The 11,938-nt window shown below is 57.6% G+C and carries 12 protein-coding genes and 2 tRNA genes; 5 read left to right on the forward strand and 9 right to left on the reverse strand.

Annotated features, from left to right (window positions below; translation table 11 throughout):
- Position 1: 1 nt before the first annotated feature.
- The 3 genes from GKIL_RS12100 to GKIL_RS12110 form a co-directional block, all read right to left on the reverse strand.
- On the reverse strand, positions 2 to 781 hold the full coding sequence (locus GKIL_RS12100; protein ID WP_023173908.1) for an MBL fold metallo-hydrolase: 780 nt from the start codon (positions 779 to 781) through the stop codon (positions 2 to 4).
- 39 nt (positions 782 to 820) lie between these two features.
- Complete coding sequence (locus GKIL_RS12105; RefSeq protein WP_023173909.1) at positions 821 to 1,135, reverse strand: FUN14 domain-containing protein; 315 nt, start codon at positions 1,133 to 1,135, stop codon at positions 821 to 823.
- Positions 1,136 to 1,150: 15 nt separating this feature from the next.
- A tRNA-Ile gene (locus GKIL_RS12110) sits at positions 1,151 to 1,222 on the reverse strand.
- Positions 1,223 to 1,362: 140 nt separating this feature from the next.
- On the opposite strand from GKIL_RS12110, the gene GKIL_RS12115 reads away from it, so the two are divergent.
- From GKIL_RS12115 to GKIL_RS12125, 3 genes are all read left to right on the forward strand, one after another.
- Positions 1,363 to 1,593: a DUF6679 family protein gene (locus GKIL_RS12115; RefSeq protein ID WP_245595843.1), complete on the forward strand. Its 231-nt coding sequence runs from the start codon at positions 1,363 to 1,365 to the stop codon at positions 1,591 to 1,593.
- Between the two features lie 162 nt (positions 1,594 to 1,755).
- Positions 1,756 to 2,418, forward strand: a complete 663-nt coding sequence (locus GKIL_RS22695; RefSeq protein WP_187293808.1) for a M23 family metallopeptidase — start codon at positions 1,756 to 1,758, stop codon at positions 2,416 to 2,418.
- 51 nt (positions 2,419 to 2,469) lie between these two features.
- Entirely contained in the window at positions 2,470 to 4,224 is a 1,755-nt protein-coding gene (locus GKIL_RS12125) for an ABC transporter ATP-binding protein (protein ID WP_023173912.1), read from the forward strand.
- Between the two features lie 111 nt (positions 4,225 to 4,335).
- On the opposite strand, the gene GKIL_RS25745 is transcribed toward GKIL_RS12125, so the two are convergent.
- Positions 4,336 to 4,464 (reverse strand): hypothetical protein, encoded by a 129-nt coding sequence (locus tag GKIL_RS25745; protein ID WP_275450537.1) that lies wholly within the window; start codon positions 4,462 to 4,464, stop codon positions 4,336 to 4,338.
- A 146-nt stretch (positions 4,465 to 4,610) separates the two neighbouring features.
- Between GKIL_RS25745 and GKIL_RS12135 the strand changes: the two genes are divergently transcribed.
- Positions 4,611 to 4,682 (forward strand) — tRNA-Lys (locus tag GKIL_RS12135).
- Positions 4,683 to 5,343: 661 nt separating this feature from the next.
- On the opposite strand, the gene psbC is transcribed toward GKIL_RS12135, so the two are convergent.
- The 4 genes from psbC to thyX form a co-directional block, all read right to left on the reverse strand.
- Positions 5,344 to 6,768 carry a photosystem II reaction center protein CP43 gene (gene psbC, locus GKIL_RS12145; protein ID WP_023173914.1) on the reverse strand — a complete coding sequence of 475 codons (1,425 nt, stop codon included), beginning with the start codon at positions 6,766 to 6,768 and terminating at the stop codon, positions 5,344 to 5,346.
- A complete protein-coding gene (gene psbD, locus GKIL_RS12150; RefSeq protein WP_023173916.1) occupies positions 6,752 to 7,813 on the reverse strand; it encodes a photosystem II D2 protein (photosystem q(a) protein) in 1,062 nt (353 codons plus the stop codon). Before psbD ends, psbC begins: the two co-directional genes overlap by 17 nt.
- Before the next feature lie 119 nt (positions 7,814 to 7,932).
- The gene (gene psbA / locus GKIL_RS12155) at positions 7,933 to 9,015 is read right to left on the reverse strand and encodes a photosystem II q(b) protein (protein WP_023172020.1); all 1,083 of its coding nucleotides are present in this window, start codon (positions 9,013 to 9,015) and stop codon (positions 7,933 to 7,935) included.
- Positions 9,016 to 9,242: 227 nt separating this feature from the next.
- Complete coding sequence (gene thyX / locus GKIL_RS12160; RefSeq protein WP_023173917.1) at positions 9,243 to 10,019, reverse strand: FAD-dependent thymidylate synthase; 777 nt, start codon at positions 10,017 to 10,019, stop codon at positions 9,243 to 9,245.
- A 164-nt stretch (positions 10,020 to 10,183) separates the two neighbouring features.
- On the opposite strand from thyX, the gene GKIL_RS12165 reads away from it, so the two are divergent.
- Complete coding sequence (locus GKIL_RS12165; protein WP_023173919.1) at positions 10,184 to 11,341, forward strand: pyridoxal-phosphate-dependent aminotransferase family protein; 1,158 nt, start codon at positions 10,184 to 10,186, stop codon at positions 11,339 to 11,341.
- 8 nt (positions 11,342 to 11,349) lie between these two features.
- Here GKIL_RS12165 and GKIL_RS22700 read toward each other — a convergent pair whose 3' ends face one another.
- The gene (locus GKIL_RS22700) at positions 11,350 to 11,934 is read right to left on the reverse strand and encodes a GvpL/GvpF family gas vesicle protein (RefSeq protein WP_187293809.1); all 585 of its coding nucleotides are present in this window, start codon (positions 11,932 to 11,934) and stop codon (positions 11,350 to 11,352) included.
- Between the last annotated feature and the right edge of the window lie 4 nt (positions 11,935 to 11,938).

The following is an 11,938-nucleotide window of genomic DNA, read 5'->3' on the forward strand; positions in this document are numbered from 1 at the left end:
TTTATTGCCGGTGGGTAAAGGTCAGCTCAATCGTCTCGCCGGGCTTTGGGCAGAGCAGGCGGCTGGTAAGACCACTGGCTCGCAATCCCGCCTCAAATTCAGCGACGGTACCGATCGGTTGGAAAAGCGCACCTAAAAGGCCGCTGGAGCGCACCTCGCCCAGCGTCGTCGGCACGATCGCAGCTGGCTGCAGAACCTTTGCCATCGCAAGGGCGCTCTCAGGTCCATTGACCACCTCCCCCAGGAGGGGCAGACGCAGACCAACCACCGGCATCAACAGCACATCGATCGCTCCGCGCTCCGCCAGCTGTTTGAGGGTGAGCACCCTCGCCTGGTGGGGTTCGTAGTATATTTTCTCCCCACTGTCGCTATCTTCCAGCAGATAGCCGTTCTCCCGTTGAAATTGCACCTCTGCTCCCGGTACCGCCGTCACCACCAACTCCCCCAGCCTGAATTCGGCAAAATTATCCAGTACCTGCACCGAAAGAAAGCCCAGCTCCCTGAGAACTGGGGCAGCCGCCGCAGAAACGACTGCGGGTATCTGGCGATCGAGCCGTTCGAGGGTAGGGCGATGGCAGTGATCAGGTTGCCCCTGAGAAATCAGTAGTAGATCGATTGGCGGCAGCGTCTCAGGTGTATAGGCGAGGGGGGTAGCGTGGCGCAGTTCGATGAACCAGGCGTTGCCAAAGACCAGGGGATCGACCAGCCAGGGATCGACGAGCAACCGTTTTTCTGCAATCTCGATTATCCAGCTATTGAGGTCAACGCGGGTGAGTTTCATGCCCTGCTCACTGCCTACTTGATTCTTCGATTGTACGAATTAGCGCAACCGCCAACCGAGCAGCACACCACCGGCAAAACCAGCACCAGTGAGGCTAATCTGGTGTACGAGCCGACTGGTTGGTTCCTGCAGCGAATGGGCTGCCTGTTGCAACAGACCATCGAGGGCCGACCAGTTCACGGTTGCAATGCGCAGCTGCGTGAGGCCAAACACGAACAATAGACCAAAACCAACGATAAAAAGCACAAACAGTGCTATCTTGCGAAGGGTAAAGCCTACGGCGAGACCACTCAGGACACCGGCACCCAACTGCATCGCCCAGGGCAGCCAGAAGGCACTGCTCAGCTGTTCCATTAACAGAAGCTTATCTCGGCGGTACTGGACTCGAACCAGTATGTCACGAATTATGAGTTCGCCGCTTTACCAATCAGCCAACCGCCGTGGTTTCGTTTAACCAGTATACTGGGATAAATCCGGGTCTTGCCCCGCGATGCTCCTGTCGCCAGGCCAGTGGCCTGCTATGCCAGAGAATGCTACACCGAAAACTTTATCAAATTTGCCAGGACAAACTTGAAATCTGCTTGTTTTTGCGCGATCAGGGACGCTGGCTTGAGCAGGTACGCATTCTTGATATCGAAGGCGATGTAGTGACAGTGCGTTACACGACCGACGACGAAGACGAAATTGCCTCCTGGGAAGAAATCATTCGCATCGACAATATTGGCTCTGTAACCCGCAAACTCTCAACGCTCTCCAAGCGCCACGACAGTGCGATGCTGATTGCTGAAGATTGCCCGGAGTCCGAGCGCTAGCGCAGTTGGCACAGATTGCTCTTTGCGATAGACTTTTGCTCATTGTTGCTTCTCAAACCGCCTCCTATGCAGCAGCAGTCTTTTTGCGTCCTGCTAAGCGCGGCTTTGGTTCTCGCAGGCTTCCAGACGCCCCTTCTGGCTTCCCAGGAGGATGTAGCCGCCATGACAAGCCTTATCGATCCGGTCAGTGCCCTGGTTGCACCCGAAGTCGCGCTCACCTCCAGGGGACCACGACAACTGCTCGTGCCGGAGCGCCGCAGTCGGTTGCGCCGACCGCCCCGCCTGCCGCAGCTGAAACCATCGGTAGTTGGCTTTCAGCCGCCCGCACCGGACATTAGCTCTGCTGCTTTGCTCGACTCGCTCGTACCGATCGAGACAACGGCCTTCGAGGCAAACAAACCTTCTGCCCAGACTTTGGGCGAACTGCAATTTCCCCTGGCCACGGCTGCAGCGGCAATGATTCCTTTTGGTGCTCACAGCTCGCTACTGAGCGATCGGGCAAACTTTCATCGGGGCATCGACCTGCTGGCACCTGAAGGCACACCCGTGCTGGCAGCGGATTCTGGTCTGGTTTTGATGGCCGGCCCTCTGGGAAGTTTGGGCAATGCGGTTGTGCTTGGTCATGGAACAACTGGTCGTAGCCGTTACGGACATTTGCAACAGGTGCTCGTCCAGCCTGGGCAGTGGGTACAGCGGGGTACACCAATTGGCCGCGTCGGCACCAGTGGTCGAACCACCGTTGCCCAGCTCCATTTTGAATACTGGCGCAAATTGGCAACTGCCACCTGGCAGGTCCAGGATCCAGCACCCCTGCTGCTGCTGTAGTCTTGCTGTGCCGCAATCGTGTCACAATTTGAAATAGTGACTGATCGCCCTATGGCCTGGTTTTTGAAAAGCTATCACCGTCTGCTTCCTTTTCTGGCACCACACCGCCTCATCATCCTGGCAGCCCTCGGCTGTACAGCCGGTTTCGTAGCAACGACGCCGCTGCTCGCCTACATGGTAGGGCGATTGACAAAGTTTTTTGGCGATGGCGACCTGCGATCGATCACAGAACTTGCCTGGGAGACATTGGGCGTATTCATCGTGCGCGGTCTTTTCCAGTTCGGCCAGGACACGCTGATGGCCAAAGCGGCCCTGGATACCATCACCGACTTGCGTGCTCAAGTCTACGCTCATCTGCAAAAACTGGATCTCGCCTGCTTTGCCTCCCAGCGGACAGGCGATCTGACAATGCGGCTGACGGGCGACATCGATCGATTAGGAGAGATCGTCCGGCGCTTTTTTTACCAGTTCGTTCCCTGCGTGCTCACGATCGTAGCGGTCGTGAGCTACCTGATCTTCCTCAACTGGCAACTCACGCTCGTGACAATGATCATCGCGCCGGGAATCGGCTGGCTTTTTGGCTGGTTTGGTACGCGCCTTTCTGACCTTTCACGCACCAGTCAGGACCAGATTGCCGATCTCTCCTCGATGCTCTTTGAGATCTTCAGTGCCATCCGAATCATCCGCGCCTTCGCAGCGGAAGATTATGAAAAGGAGCGCTTTGTCAAACTGTCCGACGAAAACCGTCTCGCCCGCTTTCGCACCGAGCAGATCAAGGCCGTTCAGTACCCAATTATTGGCCTGTTACAGGCTTTGAGTGTGCTCCTGGTCTTTTGGGTCGGCACATGGCAGATTAGTCTGCACAACTTGAGCGCTGAGCAGTTTGCCTCCTTTGCCGCCGGCATCGGTCTGTTGCTTGATCCTGTGCGGATGATTACAGAAAACCTCAACGAATTGCGTCAGGCGGATGGCTCCGCTGACCGCGTCTTTGAACTCTTTGAACTCATGCCAACCGTGCTCGAATCCCCCAAGGCGCGCGTGCTCGCTCCGGTACAGGGACGCATCGAATTGCAGAACATCAACTTTGCCTACACCGATGGCCGCCAGGTCTTAAACGGAGTCAATCTGCAGATCGAGCCAGGCGAAGTCGTTGCCCTGGTCGGTCCTTCTGGCTCTGGTAAATCTTCGCTCGTCAACCTGCTGCCACGCTTCTACGACCCCTTGAGCGGCACTGTAAGCATCGATGGCATCGATGTCCGCAATGTCACCTTTGCCAGCTTGCGCCGACAAATCGGCATCGTTCCCCAAGAAACATTGCTTTTTTCTGGCACCGTCGCTCAGAACATCGCCTACGGCTGCAACCTCGGTCCTGAAGAACTGCCAGACGAAGTGATCGAGGCGGCCAAAATCGCCAACGCCCATGAGTTCATCATGGACCTGCCAAACGGCTACCGCACCCAGATGAGCGAGGGAGGCCGTGGCCTCTCCGGTGGTCAACGCCAGCGCATCGCCATTGCTCGTGCAGTCCTGCTCGATCCAAAGATCTTGATTCTCGACGAAGCCACCTCCGCCCTCGACAACGAATCGGAGGCTCTCGTGCAGGCGGCCCTTGACCGGCTGATGAAGATGAAGGGACGAACCGTCATCATTGTTGCCCACCGCCTCTCCACCATCCGCGACGCTGACCGCATTCTGGTACTCGATCGCGGTCAGATCATCGAAGAGGGAAACCACCTCAGCTTGCTTGCCGGTGGCAAGGTCTACGCTTCACTCTACAATCGCCAGTTCGAGCGCACTCCCGCTTGACCAATTGGCCTAGCAATCTTTGCGAGCAACGCACGCTCCTTAGACAAGAATGCTTGCTGCTAACTCATTTCGGCCCGCGCCACTGCAACAACAGGCTGCAAACCACTCTCGTTATGGCTTGAGCGCCCGATTGAAGTTGCGCCGAAACTGCGACGAGGTCAGTAGCAACACCGGCCACAAGGCTGCCAGCGTCCAAACTTGATCGTCGGAGTAGAAGCGTCGGGCACCACGCGTAAACATCCAGGCTCCCGCAGCATAAATAACCAGTGCAATGAAGAGGATCAAGCCCACAGCGAACTCTCGAACCACATCTGTTTCCAGATTAGCCCAGCACTCCTGAGCCTGCGAATGCGCCTGTTATACTGGGAAAGCGTGAAAACCTCCGTGGGTCGGTAGCTCAGCGGTAGAGCATCCGGCTTTTAACCGGTGTTGCGTGGGTTCGATCCCCACCCGACCCATTTTTCCCACGAGTATCAATTTAGTGAAATAAACGGGTACTGTAGAGAGTAGGGCAGTACTTTCCTGATGTTGCTGTAGTAGAGCTAGAGCAGCAGGCGAGGAAATTGCTGCTGATTCTCCCCTGTTTACTGAAACATGCATGAAAAAATCTGTTCAAAGTGCAATCTGAGCAAACCCCTTGGTGAGTTCAACAAGAACAAAACCAAGCCAGATGGCTATCAGTCATACTGTCGTCTGTGCAGCAAGGCATCAAACAATTATCATTACTATTTAAACAAAAAGACGCGCCAGCGAATCTATGATCGAAACCGTCGCTGGCGTCAGGAGGCAGCTCAGCGGGTTTTTCATTATCTACTTGATCATCCGTGCGTTGATTGTGGCGAGGCCAACCCGGTTCTACTCCAGTTCGATCACCAGGGTCACAAAGTAGCGGACCTATCTAGAATGGTGGGCCAAGCATGGAGCTGGGAAAAGATCGCTGAAGAGATCGTCAAGTGTGAAGTTCGTTGTGCAAACTGTCATACATTGAGAACAGCCAAGCAATTCAACTGGCTGTCCTACAGGTTGGCTCGCAACGCTGGCTTTGATATGTAGAGAGGACACAAAAAGACCCTGCCAACAGACAGGGTCTTTTCGCTTGTGAGAGTGATGTACTCGAACCTAGACGCCTTCGAGGCTGCGGGAGATGCCTTTCTCGAAGCCGGCGTTTGCGGCCCGAGCGCGGCCAGCATGCCAGAGGTGGCCCACCAGCAGGAAGAACGCCAGGATGAAGTGGCTACCGGCCAGCCAGATGCGGGGCGAGGTGTAGTTGATCGTGTTGATCTCGGTTGCCACACCACCCACCGAGTTGAGCGAACCGATGGCCGCATGGGTCATGTACTCGGTTGCGCGCCGGACCTGCCAGGGCTGGATGCCGGTCATCAGCTTCTCGACGGAGTAGCCGGTGGTACCGCCCTGGGGATAGACCAGCTTGTGATCGCGAATTTCGACGCCGTCTTTGAGCATCTCGTCAAGAGGCGTCTTGATTGACCAGAAGCGCATGGTCTCACCACCGTAGATGACCTGTCCCGAGGGAGAGCGCATCAGGTACTTGCCAAGGCCAGTAGGACCCTGGGCAGCACCGATGTCGGTACCCAGCTTGATGTCGCGGGCCATGAAGACAAAGTTCTGCGCGTGAGACGCTTCCATCTCCGTGGGACCGTAGAACTCGGAGGGATAGACGGTGTTGTTGAACCAGACGTAGGAGGCGGCGATGAAGCCCATTAGCGAAAGGGCACCGAGGGAGTAGGACAGGTACGCCTCACCCGACCAGATGAGCGAGCGCTGTGCCCAGCCCCAGGGCTTGGTGACGATGTGCCAGATGCCACCCGAGATGCAGATGATACCGATCCAGATGTGGCCGCCAACGACATCTTCGAGGTTGTCTACTGAGATGATCCAGCCGCCACCACCGAAGGGGCTCTTCAGCACGTAGCCAAAGATGATCGACGGATCGAGGGTCGGGTTGGTCACCACGCGAACCTGCCCTGCCCACTGGTTGGCGTTCTCGTAGTACCAGGGGTCGTAGAGGCCGCCGAACCAGCAAGCCTTGGCTACCAGCAAGAAGGCACCGATTCCTAGAAGAATCAGGTGGATCCCCAGGATGGTGGTCATCTTGTTCTTGTCCTTCCAGTCATAGCCAAAGAAGCCCGACAGGATGTCCGGTCCCCAGATCGAGTGGTAGATGCCACCGAAGCCGAGAACAGCGGAAGAGATCAAGTGCAGTACACCGACGACAAAGTACGGCCAGGTATCGACGACCTGATAACCGTTCGCCCCCGTACCCAGACCCCAGCCCAGGGCTGCCAGGTGAGGAAGCAGGATAAGACCCTGCTCGTACATCGGCTTGGCCGGCTCGAAGTGCGACAGCTCGAACAGGGTCATCGCTCCGGTCCAGAAGACGATCAGGCCCGCGTGAGCAACGTGCGCTCCGAGGAGCTTGCCGGACAGGTTGATGAGTCGGGCATTGCCCGCCCACCAGGCGAAATCCTCCTGCTTGACGCGAATGTTCGTCGCGTCAAACGACTGATCAAAGCGCGTTTCCACGGGGCAGCACCTCTTCAGGGAACTTCAGGGTTTCGTCGTAGTTCTGGTCGTAGGGACCCATCCAGGCGCGGATGCCTTCGTTGATCAGAATGTTCGCAGTGTAGAGAGTTTCAAACTCCGGATCTTGAGCAGCGCGGCTCTCCTGAGAGATGAACTCGTAGGCGCGCAGGTTCAAGGCCAGACCGACGAAGCCGATCGAGGCCATCCACAGGCCCGTCACCGGCACGAACAGCATAAAGAAGTGCAGCCAGCGCTTGTTGGAGAAGGCAATGCCGAAGATCTGGCTCCAGAAGCGGTTGGCGAGCACCATCGAGTAGGTTTCTTCTTCTTGAGCCGGGTCGAAAGCCTTGAAGGTGTTCGGCGCTTCGCCGTCTTCAAAGAGGGTATTCTCGACCGTGGCACCGTGAATGGCGCACAACAATGCACCGCCCAGCACACCTGCCACACCCATCATGTGGAAGGGGTTGAGCGTCCAGTTGTGGAAGCCCTGTACAAAGAGCAGAAAGCGGAAGATGCCATTGACACCAAAGCTCGGACCGAAGAACCAGGAGTGCTGGCCCAACGGATACATCAAGAACACCGAGACGAATACGGCGATGGGAGCTGAGAAGGCAATGGCGTTATAAGGGCGAATGCCAATCAAACGGGCAATCTCGAACTGGCGGAGCATAAAGCCCATGAGCGCCAGCGCACCATGGAAGGCAATGAACGCCCACAGGCCGCCAATCTGGCACCAGCGCGTGAAGTCCCCTTGAGCCTCAGGACCCCACAGCAAAAGTAGCGAGTGACCCATCGCGTCGGCAGGCGAGCTGACGGCGGAGGTCAGAAAGTTAGCACCCTCCAGGTAAGAGCTGGCCAGACCATGGGTATACCAGGAGGAAACGAAAGTGGTTCCGGTCAGCCAGCCACCCACGGCGAAATATGCGGTGGGGAAGAAAAGCAGCCCGGACCAACCGATAAATACAAAGCGGTCCTTCTTGAGCCAGTCGTCGAGGGCGTCAAACCAGCCCTGACTCTGCTCACTTCTTCCTACAGCAATGGTCATCGATCTTGTCTCCGGTTAAGAATCGTCCTATCGCGGTCTTGCCATGCCTGGCTACCGGCTTTTTGAGGGGGAAGAGAAGGAGACCGAAGCCCCCTTCTCTTCAGGCAATTCGGCTGGAATTAGCCGTTGAGGTCAGCGGTGCTCACCGCCACAGGCACACTCTCGCTCGACGCCAGGTCCAGCGGGAAATTGTGTGCATTGCGCTCGTGCATCACTTCCATTCCCAGGTTCGCCCGGTTCACCACGTCCGCCCACGTGTAAATCGCACGGCCCTGCGAATCCACGATGCTCGAATTGAAGTTGAACCCGTTCAGGTTGAACGCCATCACGCTGATGCCCAGCGCCGTGAACCAGATCCCTACAACCGGCCACGCCGCCAGGAAAAAGTGCAACGAACGGCTGTTGTTGAAGCTCGCGTACTGGAAAATCAGACGACCAAAGTAGCCGTGGGCCGCAATGATGTTGTACGTCTCCTCTTCCTGACCAAACTTGTAACCGTAGTTCTGCGACTCCTCGTAAGAAGTCTCACGAATCAGGCTGCTGGTCACCAACGAACCGTGCATCGCACTGAAAAGCGAACCACCGAACACTCCCGCCACTCCCAGCATGTGGAAGGGGTGGTTGAGAATGTTGTGCTCCGCCTGAAAGACAAACATGAAGTTGAACGTGCCGGAGATACCCAACGGCATCCCATCGCTGAAACTGCCCTGACCAATCGGGTAAATCAAAAACACCGCCGTCGCTGCCGCCACAGGCGCACTGTAGGCAATGCAGATCCAGGGACGCAAGCCCAGACGATACGATAACTCCCACTCCCGACCCAGGTAGCAAAACACCCCAATCAAAAAGTGGAAGACGACAAGCTGGTAAGGCCCGCCGTTGTAGAGCCACTCATCCATGCTGGCTGCTTCCCAAATCGGATAAAAGTGAAGACCGATAGCGTTGGAGCTGGGAATGACAGCGCCGGTGATGATGTTGTTGCCGTAAAGCAAGGAGCCGGAAATCGGCTCGCGGATGCCGTCCATGTCCACCGGCGGGGCGGCGATGAAGGCGACGATGTAGCAGATGGTAGCCGAAAGCAGGGTGGGGATCATCAAGACGCCGAACCAACCGACGTAGAAGCGGTTGTTGGTGGAGGTGACCCAGTCGGCGAAGCGCTCCCACAATCCCTGAGTCGAACGACGCTCAAGTGTTGCAGTCATCTCTCTCCTCAGAGCGAAGATTACGTCTCCAATAAACCAGCTACTTTACGAAATATCAAGGGGATCGAAAATTTCTCTAAGAAAGTGGCGGCAAAACTTTGTTCACTTTCCGCACCTGACGGCAGCGCTCAGGGCAGCCAAAAAGCTAAAACCCTCTCGCAGCAAGCAAAAGAGGGTTTTGTAAAATATTAAGAGATTTTAAGCACGTCTTAGAGAAGTCCCTCGCATCAGGCAGGCGAGCCGTCGCGCTTGTTTTGCCAGGCGGCGTAGACCCACGGCAGCTTCTCGGCAAAGATGCGCTCCATTGCCTGAGCGTAGACGCGGATCTCGTACTGGGCTGCTGTTTCGGTACGCTTACTGAGATAGTTCAGCAGGGCATGGGCGTTCATCTTGACGTAGGCGGTGTGGTAGAGCGCCCAGCCCGGCAGGGCCAGCCGCGCCATTTCTTTGGCTACGCCTTTGTCGAGCATCTTCTTATATAAGGAAAAGCCCGCCTCGTAATGGGCCTGCAGTTCTTCGAGCAGGGCGCGTTCCTCAGCGTCGCTCAAAAAATCTGCGAGCACCGAAGCTTGCTTGTTGAGCTTGTCCTGGGCCCGCAACTTTTCGGGCAGATAGTACTCGTCTTCTGCGTAGGGCGTGTAACGGCCCGACTGGAAGTTGAGTTCTTGATGGCGGTGGCGGACGTGCTGCCACCACATGACCACCGGCGCTTTGATCAAGAACTTGAACTCGACCATCTCGAGGGGGCTGGTGTGACCGTCGGCGATCAGGCGCTGCAGCAGCCTGTGGTCCTGCTCGACGCCCTTGCTGACGGTGCCGTAGGAGACGCGGGCAGCGGCGACGATCGCCAGATCGCCGGGCGTGGCTCCTTCAACGATGTGGCCAAAAGGGTAGTCGTGGGGCATAAAGTCGATCAGGCGGATGAAACCTTGATCGAGGACGTGAATAACCGCCGGATCGTTGTCGGCGATGTCTTTCAGCTTGAGTGTGTAAGCGTTCGGCATAATCCCCTCATCTTATACGTGCCCTCCTGTCACTATACAGGGAGGAAAATTGCGGCTGCCGAAGGTAAAGAACACTAGATAGGCTATGGGCTGGAAAGTATTTCCAGAGGCTTTCTAAGCTTGCCCTGCTAGAATACCGGGGTTCAAGGGGAGAGCAGCGATTCATGGACGACAAGTTGTTTTTGATGATTCCTGGGCCGACGCCGATTCCGGAGCGGGCTCTGCTTGCGATGGCAAAGGCACCGGTCGGCCACCGCAGCAGCGAATTTGCCCGGATCATGGCGGAGGTGAGCGACAATCTCCGCTGGCTGCACCAGACTCGATCCGATGTGCTGATCCTTGCCTCTAGCGGCACAGGCGCGCTTGAAGCAGCGATCGTCAATGCCTGCTCTCCCGGCGACCGGGTGCTGGTCGGTGCCAACGGCAAATTTGGCGAGCGCTGGGTCGAGGTGGCCCGCGCCTTTGGCCTCAAGCCGGAGGTGATCTCCGCTCCCTATGGCCAGCCGCTGCCCACCGATGCGTTTCAAGCGGCCCTCGCAGCGGACACAGACAAGGCGATCAAGGCCGTCATCGTCACCCACAGCGAGACCTCGACCGGCGTGCTCAACGACCTCGGCACGATCGCGGGATACATTCGTGCCCACGGTGAAGCAGTCTCGATCGTCGATGCGGTCACCAGCCTCGGGGCAGCCAACGTGCCAGTTGATGAGTGGGGGCTCGATTTTGTCGGCTCCGGTTCTCAAAAAGCGTACATGATCCCGCCGGGGCTGGCTTTTCTGGCGGTAAGCGAGCGGGGCTGGCAGGCGGTCGAGCGCTCCAGAAGCCCCCGCTACTACTTTGATCTGCGCGGCTATCGCAAGGCCCTCAAAAAGAACAACACCCCCTTCACCACGCCGGTCAACCTCGTCTACGCCCTGCAGGTCACCCTGCAGATGCTCAAAGCCGAGGGGCTGGAGGGGTTGTTCGCCCGCCACACCCGATTGCGCGACGGCACCCGCGCCGCTATCCGGGCTCTGGGCCTCGGGCTTTTTGCACCCGACGACACCTTTGCCAGTACAGCGATTACTGCCGTTATCCCGCCTCCGGACATCCCCTGCGACAAGCTGCGCGCCACCCTCAAAAAAAATTACGACATCGTGATCGCCGGTGGTCAGGGTGAGATGGAAGGCCAGATCGTCCGGCTCGGCCATTTGGGCTTTGTGAGTGAGCGCGACGTGCTCACAGCGATTGCTGCCCTCGAAGGGGCTCTGCATACTCTGGGTTATGACGGCTTTACCCCCGGCAGTGGCGTCGCCGCCGCGAGCGCGGTGCTCTTTGGTTAAACGGCAATTCAGGCAAAGTGGTAAGGCGGCAGGGGGCCTTGAACGTCCAGTTGCCAGCAGTGGTACTCGCTCTGCCAGTCGGTCACCCGCTGGCGCAGGAGATTTTCTTCGCACACCGGAATGAGCAGGTGAACTCGCTCGACCCCGCGCCGCGCCGCGCCATCGACCAGGCTCCCGTAGCGGGCTTTGAGCTGAGATTGGAGTTGTTCGCGCTCCCAGTCGGTCTGCTCAAAGTCGTCGCTCTCGGGGTGCAGTAGCTGGGGAGCGAGTTTGAGGGTATATTCGCCCATGCCCGTCAGCGCCCGGATGCGCTCGCGGTAGCGCTCGCCGTGGCGCAGCAGGTGCTGCACCAGCCCGTCGGGTGAAACAAAGACCGTGCCGAACTGCAGGGGCAGGACCGGCTGCTGACGGAACAGATCGCAGATCACCCGGTCGTGGAGCAGAGCCGCCTGCAACAGCTGCTCGTCGTCGGCTTGAAGCGCCTGCCAGGGAAGCCCAGGATCGATGGCGGCGGCGAGGGCACCAGCTTCAATGAACTCGATGGGCACCCCCCGCCAACTCAGCGGCAGATGGAGCGGGGCAGGCAGTTCCAAGAAG

The sequence above is a fragment of the Gloeobacter kilaueensis JS1 genome, assembly GCF_000484535.1.
GTDB classification, from domain to species: domain Bacteria; phylum Cyanobacteriota; class Cyanobacteriia; order Gloeobacterales; family Gloeobacteraceae; genus Gloeobacter; species Gloeobacter kilaueensis.

What these genes read in the sequence shown, in the direction of transcription:
- GKIL_RS22695 (WP_187293808.1), top strand. Translation starts at nt 1,756, where the DNA reads ATGACAAGCCTTATCGATCCGGTCAGTGCCCTGGTTGCACCCGAAGTC.
- thyX (WP_023173917.1), bottom strand. Translation starts at nt 10,019, where the DNA reads ATGCCGAACGCTTACACACTCAAGCTGAAAGACATCGCCGACAACGAT.
- GKIL_RS25745 (WP_275450537.1), bottom strand. Translation starts at nt 4,464, where the DNA reads ATGTTTACGCGTGGTGCCCGACGCTTCTACTCCGACGATCAAGTTTGG.
- GKIL_RS12165 (WP_023173919.1), top strand. Translation starts at nt 10,184, where the DNA reads ATGGACGACAAGTTGTTTTTGATGATTCCTGGGCCGACGCCGATTCCG.
- GKIL_RS12100 (WP_023173908.1), bottom strand. Translation starts at nt 781, where the DNA reads ATGAAACTCACCCGCGTTGACCTCAATAGCTGGATAATCGAGATTGCA.
- GKIL_RS12125 (WP_023173912.1), top strand. Translation starts at nt 2,470, where the DNA reads ATGGCCTGGTTTTTGAAAAGCTATCACCGTCTGCTTCCTTTTCTGGCA.
- psbD (WP_023173916.1), bottom strand. Translation starts at nt 7,813, where the DNA reads ATGACCATTGCTGTAGGAAGAAGTGAGCAGAGTCAGGGCTGGTTTGAC.
- psbA (WP_023172020.1), bottom strand. Translation starts at nt 9,015, where the DNA reads ATGACTGCAACACTTGAGCGTCGTTCGACTCAGGGATTGTGGGAGCGC.
- GKIL_RS12105 (WP_023173909.1), bottom strand. Translation starts at nt 1,135, where the DNA reads ATGGAACAGCTGAGCAGTGCCTTCTGGCTGCCCTGGGCGATGCAGTTG.